Here is a 16,111-nt window from a genome sequence, read left to right on the forward strand (position 1 = left end):
ATCCTATACCGGAAGCGAGTTGTGCATTATTATAGTTTTACGAAACTTGGCGCAGGCACAGATGCATAAAGTTGAAATTATTTATGCTATAGTTAGGCAGCCATGCTACGACATGCTTCTGCGCAGTGACGGCATGCTTCGGCACAACGTTGACAGTGGTCGTGCTGATGTTTTCCGCACTCCTGAGCACAATCTTCGCAGATTTGTGCGCATAGCTCGCAAATTTGTTGCATATACGGACTATTCGAACTCATCGCTTTGATCGCAAACTGGCATATGTCTGCGCATTCACGGTCGAGGCGGATGCACTCACGCATCATGTCGATATGCTCCTCACCTAGACATGATACATAGCAGTTGTTACATGCCTCTACACATTCCATACAAGCTTCGATGCAGCGTTGTCTTTCCTCAGTTGATATCATCGCTTGTCCCTCCTGTTGTTTTCTCATTGGCCACTATGATCATTTTAACCATAATGACAAAAAGATAACGGTAAGGGCAGGAATTCAATCCATATTTTTAATAATACGATCAATCATTTTCACTGTAAATTCGCGTTCTTCCGAGCTAAAGCCTTTAAAAATTTCTTCGATCGTCTGATACGCTTTAGCTGCCAGATCATCCAGAATGCTGCGACAGTAGTCGGTCAGATAAATTAAATTTGTACGGCGATCGTCTGGATGCGGTACGCGAATGACCATTCCCCGTCGAATCATATTGTCAATCAGCCTGGACACACTCGGCTGATCCTTACGCGATAGACGAGCGAGACGGTTTTGCGTCTGTCCGTCGCGTTTCCATAAATACGAAACGAGTATCCATTGCTCATAAGTGACTGGATAACCGGCATCGCGGAACTGCTGATTGAGACGATTACTTGCAAGACGTGAAGCAATTGTGAGTTTGTAACCGATAGACTTTTCCAATTCGTATGGGATCCCATTGATCATTCCCGTCGATCTCCTTTAAACCGAATACGTAATTTTAGTTGTACATGTAAAATTGTAGATGAGCCTGGCCCGGGATATCACTTCCAGGGCCAGGTTGGGAAATTCCGTCTGGAACGCTTGGATCGCGCTTCCGCATCGGATTGCAGTTCATCGTGAAGCTCCTGACCGGAATCATCTTTGGCATGATCCTTATCACGCCCGGACGAGCCATTCACATGGTCGACCAGTCGATTCAGTCGCTCCAGCTGGTAACCATAATCATACATGACCGCCGCTACGATCGACAACCGCAGCACACCGCCAAAGTTTTGCTGATAACGCTCAATCATCGTATCCAGAAATTTATCATTGGCAGCATCAACTTCTGTTGCCTCACTACCATTTTGCTTAATTTTGTTGTCGGATTTGAGCAGGATGTGCTCATGGAATTTGATCAGCTTTTCCAGATGAGAATCGAAGTATTCATCGATCTCCGGACTTCGCTCCGCCTGAAAATAATGCTGCTCAATTGCCGTCAGCACGTCCATTCCTTTACGCAATGTGGTAACCATCTGCTTATTCACTACCAGATGGCGCTGGGTCGTCATCGATGGACGATTCAACTTACCAAGCTCTTCTTCCATCAGATTGTATTTATCAGACAATGATTGAATCGAGCCGTCCAGCGAACGTTTTTCATCACGAAATACCGCTTCCTTGATTTCGTCCGATACCGCTGTACGCAGCAGCAACGACATTTTCGCAAACGTACCTTCAATCTGTCCTTTAAATTGCTCCAATGGCTTGGGCGGCGCGACCAGCACGTTAATTAAAAACGCAGATACAATCCCGATAATACTAAGCGTAAATCGGTTCAGTGCAAATTGCCATTGGCCTATACCCGATACTTCCATAACGGAAATAACAGTTACAAGCGTCAAACCGATCGTATCGCCCATATTCAAGCGCAAACAGATCATAATAACAACGATACACATCAAGCCGACGGCAATCGGATCGTTGGAAAAGACCATCCCACCTAGTAACGCCAGTATAGCGCCAAGTGTGTTCGTTTGAATCTGATCTAAAAAATAGCGAAACGAGCGATAGATCGAAGGTTGCATGGCGAAAATGGCAGCAATCGCCGCAATGACAGGTGGTTTTAAATCGAGCCAGGAGCTTACATATAGGGCAAGCGTGACCGCGATACCGGTCTTCAGCATGCGGGCTCCGAAGTTCACGGGTGTTCCTCCTTTAGAACCGAGTAGTTGATTATGAGCTGTGTCGACAGTCTATAACTGAATGCATCGTTATCGCAGCAGTTTATAGACTGCATTTCTCTTGTACGAATCTCCTCTACGGAAGATGGAAGTCGTATTGAAAGAAATAGCAATATACATTAATACCCTTGTTTGGCTGACTGGTTGCAGGAAGAATTATTTTTTACCGCGTATCAACTGAAGCAGCGGCTTACGGTATTTAAGCATCACCCATTTAATGACCACATAAATGAAAACGGCAAACACCATACTGTTCACAGCCGCCCCGGTTGCAAAGTACAAGCCTGCATCTCGCAAGTGATGCGATGCATGTAATGGCTGCATATAATCTTCCGGCCAATCTGGCATTTTAATATGAAGCATTCGAGACGGCCAGCGTGCCGAATGAAACAAACTAATGAGCAGATGACCTGTATGATAATTGAGAAAAAAGGTGAGCGGCCAAACAAATGAATCTAGCGAAGCCGCAAAGATGGCTGCCGGTAATGCACCTTTAAATAAACGATTCAGTCCAAGTGACAATAGCGGACCTACTCCAATTAGTGGATACCAGCTTGGAATAAGTCCTACTGCAAATCCGATTGCGACCTGATGCGCGCCTTTCCGCAATCGAAGCAGCCGAATGGTGTTAAGCTTCAAGTAGCGTCCAATCCGTAATTTTTTCATCGCTTATCTCCCATGCGGCGCCAGGATCATGGATATCCATTATTGTAACCATTTCTGTTACGCTTGGAAAGTTTCAGTTTGGTCATTATTATCCGTTGTTTCCGTGGCATCTAGTGTGGTTTAACCTCTGCTATCCAATGTCAGCAATCAGCAGGGGCAGAATTTAAACATACCACAAAATAACCAAAAACACAGCTTCATACAACACAAAGAGCACCGCATACTGTATATAACGTACACGGTGCCCGCCTATTGAATAGACAAATCGTTTATTATTACAACTTTATCATAAATTCATCATTATAATGGATTACTTATCCGTTCAGCCTTACTATGCAAAATCTCATGTAAGCGATCCGGGTAATCTGTAATAATGCCTGCGCAACCCATATCGATTAGCTGCTGCATCCGCTCAGGATCATTGATCGTAAATGGATTGCTAATCATACCAGCGGCATTCGCATGCTGCACGATAAATGACTCCATCGTCAAATGGTACGGATGCAGTGCTTCCGCACCTATATTACGTGCATAATTCCACGGATCAACTAAATTTTCCACATATAAAATACCTGTACGCACTTCAGGGGCAATCCGTTTGCAGGTCAGTAGGGAATAGTGGTTAAAGCTCGAAATGATCGTACGTTCTTCCAAACCACGTGCGCGCACAGCGCCGATAACCTTTTCTTCCATCCCTGTATACGGTTCGATATTGTTTTTGAGTTCCAAATTCAACGTTAACTCTTTGTCTGCTGCCCAATCCAGTAGCTCATCCAGTGTAGGAATCCGCTCACCAGCAAATTCATGACTATACCAGCTACCTGCATCCAGACGACGAATCTCATCGATATGAAGCTGGCTAATCTCTCCGTGCTGTCCGGTTGTACGGTGTACACTTTCATCATGAATTAGGACCAGTGTGCCATCTTTGCTCATTTGCACGTCGGTTTCAATGCCAGTCGCTCCTAATTCCAAGCCGCGGCGAAAGGCGACCATTGTATTTTCGGGACAATGACCTGATGCGCCTCGGTGTGCATAGTTAATGATGGAATTATTCATGGGTAATTCCTCCTTTGGCTTACTTAGGTTGCTTATGATGTTTTGGAAGCAGACGTGTTGTAATGTTGAGGGTGTTATAGTTCATTGTTTATTATGATGGGAGAGTGTTTGGGCAATGTCAAAAGGGATGGATTATGTATAGGAGAGTGCGTTTCATGGTTCATCGGATTTAGCTGGCACCACTCACGTAAATAATAAGGGAACCGACTCCCGTATCGTACAGAAATCTAAAATGTAATGATACTATGTAGATTTCTGTACGATACGGAAGTTCGTCCCTCATTCCTTTCCACAATGTTGGATGTCTCACAATCTATATTTGCGTACATATCTAAGGAAGTGATTTCTCCGTATATCTTTACTTCACCAGTGCATGATTCGCCAGTGTCTGGGTTTGAGTTAACATGGTCGCAATATCCATGCCGTAATGGTTGCCAAGCAGAATGACCATAACATCATTGTCCAGATTGTAGGTGAAGCCAGTAGAGTAACCGGTGCCGCTGCCGTTGTGGTAGATCGTTCGTTTGCCGTCTATATTTTTGATCAGGAACGCATAGCCGTAGGGCTTCAAGTTGGAATACGGTGTGAACATGCGGTCAACGCTGGCCTGGCTTAAGATTGTATAGTTAGCAAAAGCCTTGTACCACTTCATCATATCGTCCAGGCTGGAATAAAAAGTGCCGGTGCCGGATTGAGACCAATAGTAATCGCCTTCGATCCAATCGCCTGTTACTTTGTCTTTGACATAGCCAGCAATCGTTGGGTTCGCTGGCGTTGCTTCGCCGGTATGGTTCATCTGTAGCGGCTCAAGAAAGGTATGCTGGATATACTGACCGTATGTCTCGCCAGATACAAGCTGCACAATATAAGCGAGCAGTACATAGCCCTGATTACTGTAGTTAAACGTTGTCCCCGGTTCAAACCGTAATGACTTGGTCTTGATTTCGTTAACGGTATCTTCCAGTGTCGTGCCTTCACCGCGTGTAAAATTAGAATTAAAGCCGGCAGTGTGAGACAGTAGCATATGCACGGTAATTTCATCACCACGCGGGAAATCGGGAATGTATCGGGTGAGTTGATCATCCAGGCTCACTTTTCCATCTTCAACCAGCTTCATCACCGCAGCAGCTGTAAATGATTTGCTTAGCGAGGCGATACGTGACATGCCATTCGGATCGGTTACTTTACTTGCTCCAGATAAGCCGTAGCCCTTTTTCAGGACGATTTCCCCTTTCGATTCCACAAGTGCAAGACCAGAGTACCCTTGTTTTTGTAAATAGGCATCGATACTCTCCGCAGCGGTTGATAGGACGGTCGATGCATCCGGTGTCAAATTAATCGTCGCTTGCTGGCGGGTTGAACGTAGTGTAAGTGCTGCTTTAAAAGCATCCGCCAGAAAACGGGCGGGTACCATCATCGTTCCGTTTACATTGCGCGATGCTTCAGGCATATGCAGGGTAAAGCCATCCAGTGTAATCGTGGAGGTGCCTGGCATATGTGCGATGCGGTCGCCATTATTGTACATGACGACAGAGCGTGTAGCCGCATCCCATGTCGCCTGCGCACCAAGCTCGCGTGCCGCTTCGCGCAGGGGAATCATCGTTGTTCCTTTCGTGACGAAAGGAGCCGTTGACCAGTTCACTTCCTTACCGGCAATCGTAATGACAGCCGGTTTCTCAGTCGTTGCCGCCTGTACGTGTGGCGCTGTACAAGGAGCGATGCCAAGTGAAAGGGTGAGCGCGGTCACGGTTGTTAGTTTGACTATAAATGCGAGCTTAGCTGTGATGCTTCGGAATGTCATGTCGTTGATGTCCTCCTGATTCGGTGCGATATCGTATCGTTTGGTTGTTCCAGTTGTACATGTGTACGTTATGATCGGGTAAAAGTTGTGCTTTTCCAGCGAATGTTATGACTGCGATTGGGTTATGGGGATTCCATAGCAAAAACTCTGCATTCGATAAGAACACAGAGTTTTGAGGCTACGAAAAGTATAATTTTATAACGCCTATAATTGTCTTGGATATACATATGGATACACATTTTGTTGATCTGACGGACAATGTATCCAGTTGATTCGGTGCGATATCGTATCGTTTTGTGGTTCCAGCTGCAACCTACGACTTACTCAAAATCACTCAAAAACATGATACACATACAACTTACCTGCCATACGACGCTGCTCTGGATCATAAATATACGCATCCAGCAGCTGTTCTACCGTTAGAGTCAGAATGAATTTTTGCAGTTCACGCTGGCTTTCAAATTGTAAACGGAGGCGTTGCTGTTCTTCATCCGTTAGTTCGATATCCCAGGTCGTTTGTTGTTGGTTCATAGCTTCTCCTCCTTGATTGCGATCGACTTAGATTCCCTCGGTAAAATGACGGCGTTGCCGCGGCTGATGAAACTTGTTGCTGTTATACTGTGCCGAATGCTGGCGAGGAATAGACAGGCTGTCCCAGCTCGTTGATTTTAACATTTTGGCAGCGTACACGATCTGGCCTACATGATAGGGATAATGGCTTAATTGACGATTAATCGCTTCCAGCACCGTATGACCTTCATTGCGAATATAGATGATGGTCATCAGTTGCTGGGGCTGTAATTGCTGGAGCGCATCCAGCAGACAGCGCCAGCCTTCTTCCCAGTACTGCCATACCTGATCCGCATCTGCGTCCGCCCATTCAAACTCTTCGTCTCGCAGCCGCCACGGTTTCTCCCCATCACTGGTAAATAGCTCTGTCCAGCGAGAAAGCATATTGCCCCATAAATGTTTCACAATGATAGCGATGCTATTGCTATCATCGTTAGGAGCTACAAAAAGCTGTTCTGGCTCTAGCTGTCGCATCGCTTTCTCGCCTAATTCCTTATAATGTGTAAACTGACGAATCGCACTTTCAAGCACATTGGACTCTATTCCCATCTCCTCACCTCCTGTCTCAATTTTAATATAGAGCAGATACGATCTGCAAAGCTTATCTTCTTAGGTGCCACATTGTATTTTGCGTTTATAACAAAGGACAGCTCCAATGATCGAAGCTGTCCTTGTGTTCGTATATAGGTGTGGTGCGTGGTGGTGGACGTTCTTTATTGTTTTGCTTGTTCGCATGTGACATAGGCATGCCTTTTGATTGTTTTGCTCGTCCGTATGTGACATAGACATGCCTTTTGATTGCTTTGCTCGTCCGTATGTGACATAGGCATGCCTTTTGATTGCTTTGCCTGACGCGATCATGCTCATTATGCTTACTTTGTTTATGCTTATGCTTGTATACGTATGCGATACGTTGCAAACCCATCGGTATCCAGCTGTACAAAAGAAAACTGCGGATGCTCATCCAGCCATATTTGCGCGTCTGGTGAGGACTGAAATAGTGCATGAATGGTCATACTGGTAGGCGCTGGATACCGTTCTACAGCGCTGTACACATGCTGCTGTGCAACCGATCCTTCTACTTTCTGCACGGTTTCTACTCCTGATTGTGTGGTTTTTGCTCCAGATTGCCCGGATTCCGTTCCAGGTCGCGAGGCAGAATCAGGCAGATGGGTACAATGAACAGCTCTTTCATCTGTTCTGTCTGTATCTATACCTGTCGTACCTATAAACTTTGGATCATAGCAAAGTGACCAGTTATGATCGGCGACAGGCTGAATATGTCCCTGCTGACGAACATATTCAATTAATACTTCCCGATTTTCAATTGCTGCATCTACAATAACACGCTGTCCATCTGGATTCGCAAGCGGTGTGGAAAATGCTCGATATTGATTCGTCGCTACCGCAAACTCCATCGCTGCGGTGACCGGTTCACCATTGTACGTCAACTCGATAATACGGTGACTGTCGGCATGAATAAGCTCGCCTTCTGCACTATAACGCGGCGGTACGCCTACATTCATTCGATAGGACAGACCATCAATCACATCGAAATTAAATGGTGAAAATGCCGGGTCCAGTAGCATTTGCTGCTCATCATCGGGTGATAGCGTGTTGTACAAACCTGCCGACCACTCCAGCCATTCACGCACTTCATGCCCGTATAACCTAACGATACAAAATGTATTGGCATAGCTATAAATGTCCGACATATGCTGTAACGTAAGACCACCTGGCGCAATTGCTGTGTAATGCAGCGGCCCGTAACGCCCACCTGTTTTAAACGGAGCGGCAGCAGACAGCAGTGGCAATGACGAATATGGCGTCTGCTCCAGCAAACGAAGCCCTGCATGGCGTTGTGCTTCATTAATGAGCTGTACAACCGCAGTATCCGTGACAAGCGAAAAGTAGCTATGTAGCGGTACATCGAGCTGTCCTACCGGAGTGTGGATATATTGAAGCGTTCTATTATGAGCATCGGCAGCAGCCTGCTCTAGCTCTGGAATTGGCTCAACAAGTGCACGATTGGATACCGGATCAACTATAGGGCGTACCCTACCACGTCCTGCTACAACCGACCATCTCCCTGCTGTCAGCTGCAATTCCAGATCGATCAGTCCCAGATGGCTTCCCCATACACCAGGCTCCGCCGCAGGCACATCATGAATCGTTCCCTGTTCTAAATTCACACCTGGTCGTCCAGCAAATTCCTCGCTTGGAAATAGCTTATGCGCATGACCAAAAAATAACGCATTCACACCATCCAGCCGACTTAGCGGCAACACTGCATTTTCGCTAATCGTTGGTGTATCTTCCTCAGCATAACCGCAATGCGCCAGTAATACGATAAGTTCTGCACCTGCCTGGCGTGCTGCTGCTATCGCCTCTTTCGCCGCTTCGACCATCTCCATCGCTTCAACTTTGCCTTCCAGATGTTTACGATCCCAGTTCATAATTTGCGGAGGGACGACTCCGACCACACCGACACATAGCTCGGCTTCCGCTCCATCCTCAGCGTATAGCTTACGATGAAGCAATATATACGGTGATAGAAGCGGACGGCGCTGCTTTCCCTTCACTTCATATACATTGGCGTTCGTATACGGAAAGTCAGCCCCGGTTATACATTGCTCCAGATAATCCAGTCCATAATTGAACTCATGATTACCGAGCGTTGCTGCATCATAATCCAGCTTATTCATCAGCTGGATCAGCGGATGTACACCTGCTCCCATCTGCTCCTTTTGCCAGTAGCGCTGTTCAGCGGCATAATCGCCTAACGGATTCCCCTGTAAAATATCGCCGTTATCAAACAGCATATGATTGGTAACTTCACTGCGAGCCTGCTCAATCAGGGCAGCTGTTCGCGAAAGACCCATATGGTTCGTATTGTGATCACGATAATAATCGTATCCCGTCAGGCTCACATGCAGATCGGTGGTAGCCATCAATCGTAATGAAAAATGCTGCTCTGGCTCATTTGCAGTCGTAGTCGCTTCACTGCCCGATCTATATTCGGCTGATCGATAAACGCACCTGTATATAGAAGAAGTTGCTTTCATCTCTATCATCCCTTTCTGTTCTAATCCAACAAACGAAATTTCATCAAACGAAACCACTTTATCATATGAATATTATTACATCGTAAACGTGGACGTTTACATTGTGGTAAGCATTTACATTTTTGTTACAGAAGTCATCTTTTGTTTTGACCCTTCCTTTTTCGAACGCTGGTAGAATACGATTTGTGAACCTTGCCAGTTTCCAGCTCTACTGTATTTTATCACCAGTCTTACTTGCGCCATTGTGTACTTACACTATTCTGTGTGCAAAAGGACAGCATATTGTCTGGTCGCTGAATCTGTTCATAGGCGTTACATAAGCTTATATTTTATAACATCTTAGGGGGAAATTACGTTGTTTAAAAAAGTACTAGCACTAGGTATGACTTTAGCTTTTGCAGTCGGTCTGACTGCTTGTGGCGGTAATCCGTCCACATCGGCAAGCTCTGGCACCGCAGCCAGCACAGCGTATGTGCCAACTGAACTGAAAGTTCAATTCGTACCCTCGCAAAATGCAGAAACACTGGAAGCCAAAGCGAAACCACTGGAAAAATTGCTGGGCGACAAGCTGGGCATTCCGGTAAGCGTATCGGTATCTCCAGACTATAACACGATCGTTGAAGCGATGGCTTCCCGTCAGGTCGATGTAGGCTTCCTGCCGCCAAATGCGTATGTACTTGCTCACGATAATCGTAAAGCGGCTGATCTGCTGCTGCAAGCACTGCGCTATGGTGTGAACGACAAAACCGGCCAACCAACAACAGAGAAAGTGAACTATTACAAATCGATGATTATCGTCAAAAAAGATTCGCCTATCCAATCGCTGACAGATCTGAAAGGTAAAAAGATCGGCTGGCAGGATGTAACGTCTTCCGCTGGTTATGTATTCCCGGCTGCGGAGCTGAAAAAAGCGGGCATCGATCCAGATACCGACGTGCAAGGCGTCACGATCAAAGGTCATGACGCTGCGGTTATGGCATTGCTGAACGGTCAGGTGGATGCGGTAGCGGTATTCCAGGATGCACGCAACACGGTGAAAAAAGACGTGCCTACTGTATTTGATCAAACTCGTGTCATTCACTTCACAGCTCCAATCCCCAACGATACGATCAGCGTCCGTTCGGATATGGATCAAACATGGAGAGACAAAATCAGTCAGGCATTTATCGATATCGGTAATGATCCAGAAGGACAAAAGATTATCGAAGACATCTACACCCATGTTGGCTACGAAAAAGGCGATGACAAAAACTTCGATCCTGTACGTGAATACGCGAAAGAAGTCGGTCAGGCACAATAATTCCAACCTGCTCAGCCATAGCATGAGCAACGATAGACGTGATATGACATGATCCATGACCAAGGCAGCACCGTCCTTCTTTTGCGGGCGGTGCTGCTTATGTTCGCTTTTACCTGCTGGCTGTCTTCGCTCCTACAATGGGCTGTACTTCTGCAATAGTTTGCACTTCTGCAAGCATCTACGCTTTTGTAAACCGCTTAAAACGAATTTGTAGAAATGTAGCGATCATGAGCTGGCTGGTATTTTCGTTAAGAAAGCAAACAAGCTGTTATTCGCTTGCTTAAATACGTTTCTATTTTTCTACGTCCCCTGCTCCAAAGGCAAGTACGATTTTATATAGAAAGTTGGGCTTTAGCATGATTGAATTTCAAAATGTATCCAAAGTATATCCGAATGGAACACGTGGTCTGAACAATATCAATCTAACGATCGGTGAAGGTGAACTGGTCGTAATTGTCGGCCTTTCTGGTGCAGGTAAATCGACATTGTTGCGCTCGATTAACCGACTGCACGATATTAGCGAAGGCAATATTATGATCCATGGACAATCGATTACGAATGCCTCTGGTTCTGGCTTGAGACGTATTCGCCGTGGCATCGGCATGATCTTTCAAAATTTCAATCTGGTGAAACGCTCCACCGTGCTGCGCAATGTATTGTCCGGTCGTGTAGGCCATCACTCCACATTACGCACGATGCTCGGCATGTTCCCGGCAGAAGATACACAGCTGGCGATGGATGCGCTGGAGCGTGTTAATATCCGGGATAAAGCATACAGCCGTGCCGATCAGCTGTCTGGCGGACAGCAGCAGCGTGTATCGATCGCGAGAGCACTTGCTCAGGAACCGCAAATTATTTTAGCCGATGAACCTGTAGCTTCACTTGATCCGCTGACTACGCGTCAGGTTATGGACGATCTGCAACGCATTAACCGTGATTTGAAAATCACGACGATTATCAATCTGCATTTTATCGATCTGGCTCGTGAATATGCAACACGTATTATCGGTTTACGTGCAGGCGAGATCGTATTTGATGGTACACCAGAAGAAGCTACAGATGAAGCATTTGCGCATATTTATGGACGTTCGATTCATCGCGACGAAGTGCTCGGTGCGCAGTCGCCTGCGGAAGAAGTCGTCACACTGGATGGCACACCCGCAGTCAGAGCGGTCGGTGAATCATCATGAGTACGAGTACCAATCATACGCCGCCTGTGATCACAGCCCCACCGCGTTACAAACGTTATGCGACATGGGCGCTGTTTCTAGCGTTGATCATCGTTTGCTCGATTCAAACCGAAGTTACGCCGTATCAACTTCTACGCGGTTTGCCGCAAATGGGCTTTTTATTAAGTGAAATGGTGCCGCCGGATTGGAGCTATTTGCCAAAAATCTGGGAGCCGATGGTCGAAACGATTCAAATTGCGCTCGTTGGTACGATGCTCGGTGCACTGCTGGCGATTCCGTTTGCCCTGTTATGTGCGTACAATGTAACATCCAATCGCTGGGTGGCGATGCCTGTACGTCTCGTATTAAATCTAGTACGAACGATTCCGGATCTGCTATTCGCCGCCATCTTCGTTGCGGTATTTGGTATTGGGCCGTTTGCCGGCATGCTGGCGATTCTGTTCTTTTCATTCGGTCTGATTGCCAAGCTGACGTTTGAAGCGATTGAATCCATCGATCCGGGTCCACTGGAAGCGATGACTGCGGTCGGTGCGAACAAACTCCAACTCATCGTATTTGCCGTCTTGCCGCAGGCGATGCCGTATTATATGTCGTATCTACTGTATGCGTTTGAAGTGAATGTGCGTGCCGCATCGGTACTCGGACTCGTTGGTGCAGGTGGTATCGGTTTGCTACTTGACCGTTCGCTCGGCCTGTTCCGTTATGATCGTGCAGCTATTATTATTTTACTAACACTGGCTGTCGTACTTGTAATTGATTATGCCAGTACAGTAGTACGGAGGAAATTGCTATGAATTCAATGACTGCCAGAAGACCGTTATGGCATCGTATGCGTCCGTGGGTATGGATCGCTGTATTGATCGCGGTGTATTTGTGGGCATTTAATGGGCTGAACTTTGAAGGGGTACAGTCGACAGCCAAGTCGGTATCATTATCGATTTTGGACGGGTTTATGCATCCTGATTGGGATTATGTGTACGATCCTGCTGGTGAAGATTTGCTGCGAGGTCTGTTAGAGACGTTGACCATCTCTATTCTGGGTACATTTGTATCCGGATTTCTATGTATTCCGTTTGCGTTCTGGGCAGCTGCTAACATAAGCAAGCTACGTGCAATCTCCGGTACAGGTAAAGTGGTGCTCAGTGTGATCCGCGTCTTTCCTGAAATGATTGTCGCCATTCTGTTTATTAAAGCCGTTGGTCCCGGTTCATTTGCCGGTGTACTCGCGCTCGGTGTCCATTCGGTCGGTATGTTAGCCAAGCTATATGCAGAATCGATTGAAAGTATCGATCAAGGCCCATCTGAAGCATTGACCGCTGCTGGGGCAAGCAAGCTGCAAGTGCTATGGTTTGCTGTGCTGCCGCAGGTAATCCCACAATTTTTCTCATACGCACTGTATCGGTTTGAAATCAATATGCGTTCGGCGACAACACTCGGTCTGGTCGGCGCAGGTGGTATTGGTACACCGCTGCTGTTCGCGCTCACCTCACGTAACTGGAACCGTGTCGGTGTGATTTTGCTAGGGATTATTATTCTGGTTATTTTGACAGATTTGATCTCAGGTTGGATTCGGAAGAAGATTGTGTGAACATATAAGATGATGAGTGAATTGGCAATTTTAAGAGGTAGGGATGGATAGAAAAGGCGCTACGTTTCTGAGCAGGAATCGTAGCGCCTTTTGATCGTTTTGTATTCGTTTTATAAATAAATGATCCAAAGCGCTCCATTTAGACGGAGCGCTTTGGATTTTACTGTACAGGTTTCACTTATCAATGCGCCAATTATTAGCACCGCTCGTTATCATTCCAAACAGTCACCTCAAGTATCATTAACTCCGTGCTATTCCACTCAGCTTGTATATAATGGGTATTTCTTCTTCATGCTCATCATCTCCTCAAAATAATTGAGTTGCTTGCTAGCTATATCGGTGCAAACAACCCAATTATTTATCTAAGCTACAATATAAGCAAATGAGCATAATTCCCTTTATAGATTAAGCTTGTTTTGACTCGTTTTGCTACAATTTTATCTGATAAACATTGCTACTTACTCGCTCCGATGATTACAAACGAAGGCTTCCGCAGCTCATTCACCAGCTGTGGCATCCGCTCCAATCCTTCCGCAGTCGGCTCCGGCTCGATCACAGCATCGATACGAAGACCGCTCCCAATTACACCGTTGATCAGTGTCGAGATACGACGATGATATGTAATCACATTGTCAACTACCCAGTGGGCACGCCGAACGCCTTCCTGACTATAGTGATCGACCGCATAATAGAGTCGCTTTCCTTCCTGATCCTCGATCCAGCCCTCCTTATCCAGCTTAGCAGTCACAATGGGATGTTCAGTAGAAAAAACAAGCTTGCCGCCATCTTTGAGCCAGTAAGCGATTTTCTGCATCATGTCTTCATATTGCTCCACATAATGTAGCGCGAGCGAGCTAACAATCAGATCAAACGAATTTCCCGGGAAATCGAGTTCTTCCATCGGTGACTGAATATAGATAAGCTGCTCGTGCTGCGGGGCGAGACTGAGCATACGGGTAGAAATATCTGTCCCAACTACCTGGGCGGCGCCTTGCTCCAGCATATAAGCAGCCAGTTGACCTGAACCGCAACCTAGATCAAGTACTCTTTTCCCCTGTACATTCGGTAACAGAGAACGAAAAGCAGGCTGCTCTACAAAATCATTAAAGGTGATTTTTGATGCACGTAAACGGGTATAATATTCGAAAAACTCAGGATTATCATACAAATTTTGTTTCATCGTATCGCATCCTCTCTTTTTCCTGAAGTAAACGGTGGTCAAGCAGATAACTAGAAACAATACTAAACAACACCTAGCACTTTCCAGACGATTCCATAACCATACAGGTTGCACAGATACGATCCGAATTGACGATAATCCTTCACCTTCTATTTGTCAAAATAATCTAACCAGCTCCGTTATGCTGATTAGTCCAGTCAGTCGCATAGCCAGCCATAGCGAGCCGTACAGATCTCCAATACAGCCAGTATTCAGCCTGTGGACGGATGCACATCGACACTAATTTTGATATGTTGGAAACAACTAAAGCACGAACCGGAGTGATACTGTATGAAGAAACTCATTTTGCAGATCATCGTTATCGCGATCATCGCCGTTATTGCTGTAACGTTTGTATATCGGAGCAGCATTCAAGTTACCGAAGGCACGTACCAGATCATCGGTGTGAACGATAAAGGTATTGTAATCCAGCTTGGTAATAAGGAGCAGACTTTACGCACAACCGATGATATTGTGCAGCTTGTAAAGCTAGATCACTATTACGAATTGCGTTTTGAAAAAGCCCCATTACAGCAACCAGAGCTAGATTATATTCGTCTGGTCAGCTCCAATGGAAATAGCCACAAGTCGTAGCCTATACGACCTGTGGCTATTTTGTTTTATTTGTATCCCGTTCTAACCTTTTACCTGTAGTATTCATCTCTGGCTAGACAGCACCGTCATGTCCATACTTGATCCAATTTATCGGCATAAAAACGCATTGCTTTGCTGTATTGTGTAATACCCACATCAGCGCTTGTGGCTGCCAGTTGCTCTAGCAATAGTCCGACCGCCTCATTAGCACGCCCTAGATTGTACAATGTCATCGCATAAAACACGTGCAACTCTCTACGCTCTGGATATTCAGCAATCGCTGTTTGTAAAAGTTGCTCGGAATCCTGGTATCTACCCAGTGTACGATATGTACTGCCAAGACCGAGCAATGCGTCCGGTCGATCTTCTCCTTTTAAGCCATGCTGTAGCGCTTGCTCGTAATACGGCACCGCTTCACGCTCCAGTCCCAGATGATCGCATGTCCAGGCAAGCTGGTACAGCACATCCGGTTGACAGGGATGTTGCTGTAGCATTTGTTCCAGCGCTTCTTTTGCCTGCATTGCCTGCCCACCGCTTCGCAGATCAGCCGCATATTGAATCGATTGTTCAAGTGTCATGTTCATTATTTTACCCCTTTTGCATACTACGCGTTATTGTTCTAACATAGGTATCCTCTCTAGTGTAGCATAAGGCAAAAAGACAATGCACATGCGGTGCACTGTCTGATTATTTATAGGCTGTGACGAAGCGCCATACCTTTATTATTTATAGCCAATCTGCATCAAGGTTCTGTTCATTATGATGCCAACTTACTATATCTTTACTGCATCGTGTGGACAACGAGCACAGGCGGCACTCTGTCTTTACTTGATTTGCTGAAACGAGC

At 46.1% G+C, this 16,111-nt stretch carries 16 protein-coding genes; 5 read left to right on the forward strand and 11 right to left on the reverse strand.

Annotated features, from left to right (window positions below; translation table 11 throughout):
- Positions 1–92 precede the first annotated feature (92 nt).
- The 9 genes from AAHF22_RS01660 to AAHF22_RS01700 form a co-directional block, all read right to left on the reverse strand.
- A complete protein-coding gene (locus tag AAHF22_RS01660; RefSeq protein WP_347323228.1) occupies positions 93–425 on the reverse strand; it encodes a four-helix bundle copper-binding protein in 333 nt (110 codons plus the stop codon).
- An 84-nt stretch (positions 426–509) separates the two neighbouring features.
- Complete coding sequence (locus AAHF22_RS01665) at positions 510–953, reverse strand: MarR family winged helix-turn-helix transcriptional regulator (RefSeq protein WP_347323229.1); 444 nt, start codon at positions 951–953, stop codon at positions 510–512.
- Positions 954–1,030: 77 nt separating this feature from the next.
- Positions 1,031–2,173 carry an FUSC family protein gene (locus AAHF22_RS01670; protein ID WP_347323230.1) on the reverse strand — a complete coding sequence of 381 codons (1,143 nt, stop codon included), beginning with the start codon at positions 2,171–2,173 and terminating at the stop codon, positions 1,031–1,033.
- Between the two features lie 195 nt (positions 2,174–2,368).
- Positions 2,369–2,878, reverse strand: a complete 510-nt coding sequence (locus AAHF22_RS01675; protein WP_347323231.1) for a DUF2062 domain-containing protein — start codon at positions 2,876–2,878, stop codon at positions 2,369–2,371.
- 300 nt (positions 2,879–3,178) lie between these two features.
- Positions 3,179–3,937 (reverse strand): glycerophosphodiester phosphodiesterase, encoded by a 759-nt coding sequence (locus AAHF22_RS01680; protein WP_347323232.1) that lies wholly within the window; start codon positions 3,935–3,937, stop codon positions 3,179–3,181.
- Positions 3,938–4,295: 358 nt separating this feature from the next.
- Positions 4,296–5,738: a serine hydrolase domain-containing protein gene (locus AAHF22_RS01685; protein ID WP_347323233.1), complete on the reverse strand. Its 1,443-nt coding sequence runs from the start codon at positions 5,736–5,738 to the stop codon at positions 4,296–4,298.
- A gap of 330 nt (positions 5,739–6,068) precedes the next feature.
- Positions 6,069–6,269, reverse strand: a complete 201-nt coding sequence (locus AAHF22_RS01690; protein ID WP_347323234.1) for a hypothetical protein — start codon at positions 6,267–6,269, stop codon at positions 6,069–6,071.
- A 27-nt stretch (positions 6,270–6,296) separates the two neighbouring features.
- Positions 6,297–6,857, reverse strand: coding sequence for a DUF1572 family protein (locus AAHF22_RS01695; protein ID WP_347323235.1), 561 nt, complete (start codon positions 6,855–6,857; stop codon positions 6,297–6,299).
- A 338-nt stretch (positions 6,858–7,195) separates the two neighbouring features.
- Positions 7,196–9,373, reverse strand: coding sequence for a bifunctional 2',3'-cyclic-nucleotide 2'-phosphodiesterase/3'-nucleotidase (locus AAHF22_RS01700; RefSeq protein ID WP_347323236.1), 2,178 nt, complete (start codon positions 9,371–9,373; stop codon positions 7,196–7,198).
- Between the two features lie 355 nt (positions 9,374–9,728).
- Here AAHF22_RS01700 and AAHF22_RS01705 point away from each other — a divergent pair, with 355 nt between their 5' ends.
- The 4 genes from AAHF22_RS01705 to phnE (AAHF22_RS01720) all read left to right on the forward strand — a co-directional run bounded on the left by AAHF22_RS01705 (position 9,729) and on the right by phnE (AAHF22_RS01720) (position 13,451).
- A complete protein-coding gene (locus tag AAHF22_RS01705; protein WP_347323237.1) occupies positions 9,729–10,673 on the forward strand; it encodes a phosphate/phosphite/phosphonate ABC transporter substrate-binding protein in 945 nt (314 codons plus the stop codon).
- A 356-nt stretch (positions 10,674–11,029) separates the two neighbouring features.
- Positions 11,030–11,863, forward strand: coding sequence for a phosphonate ABC transporter ATP-binding protein (gene phnC / locus AAHF22_RS01710; protein ID WP_347323238.1), 834 nt, complete (start codon positions 11,030–11,032; stop codon positions 11,861–11,863).
- Entirely contained in the window at positions 11,860–12,657 is a 798-nt protein-coding gene (gene phnE, locus AAHF22_RS01715) for a phosphonate ABC transporter, permease protein PhnE (RefSeq protein WP_347323239.1), read from the forward strand. Before phnC ends, phnE (AAHF22_RS01715) begins: the two co-directional genes overlap by 4 nt.
- Complete coding sequence (gene phnE, locus AAHF22_RS01720; RefSeq protein WP_347323240.1) at positions 12,654–13,451, forward strand: phosphonate ABC transporter, permease protein PhnE; 798 nt, start codon at positions 12,654–12,656, stop codon at positions 13,449–13,451. The genes phnE (AAHF22_RS01715) and phnE (AAHF22_RS01720) overlap by 4 nt, the downstream gene beginning before the upstream one ends.
- Positions 13,452–13,905: 454 nt before the next feature.
- Here phnE (AAHF22_RS01720) and AAHF22_RS01725 read toward each other — a convergent pair whose 3' ends face one another.
- Positions 13,906–14,631, reverse strand: coding sequence for a class I SAM-dependent methyltransferase (locus AAHF22_RS01725; RefSeq protein ID WP_347323241.1), 726 nt, complete (start codon positions 14,629–14,631; stop codon positions 13,906–13,908).
- A 330-nt stretch (positions 14,632–14,961) separates the two neighbouring features.
- Here AAHF22_RS01725 and AAHF22_RS01730 point away from each other — a divergent pair, with 330 nt between their 5' ends.
- On the forward strand, positions 14,962–15,264 hold the full coding sequence (locus tag AAHF22_RS01730) for a hypothetical protein (RefSeq protein WP_347323242.1): 303 nt from the start codon (positions 14,962–14,964) through the stop codon (positions 15,262–15,264).
- Positions 15,265–15,350: 86 nt separating this feature from the next.
- Here the strand turns inward: AAHF22_RS01730 and AAHF22_RS01735 are convergent, their stop codons facing one another.
- On the reverse strand, positions 15,351–15,848 hold the full coding sequence (locus tag AAHF22_RS01735; protein WP_347323243.1) for a tetratricopeptide repeat protein: 498 nt from the start codon (positions 15,846–15,848) through the stop codon (positions 15,351–15,353).
- Positions 15,849–16,111 lie beyond the last annotated feature (263 nt).

The organism is Paenibacillus wenxiniae (genome assembly GCF_039822605.1).
GTDB classification, from domain to species: Bacteria; Bacillota; Bacilli; order Paenibacillales; family Paenibacillaceae; genus Saccharibacillus; species Saccharibacillus wenxiniae.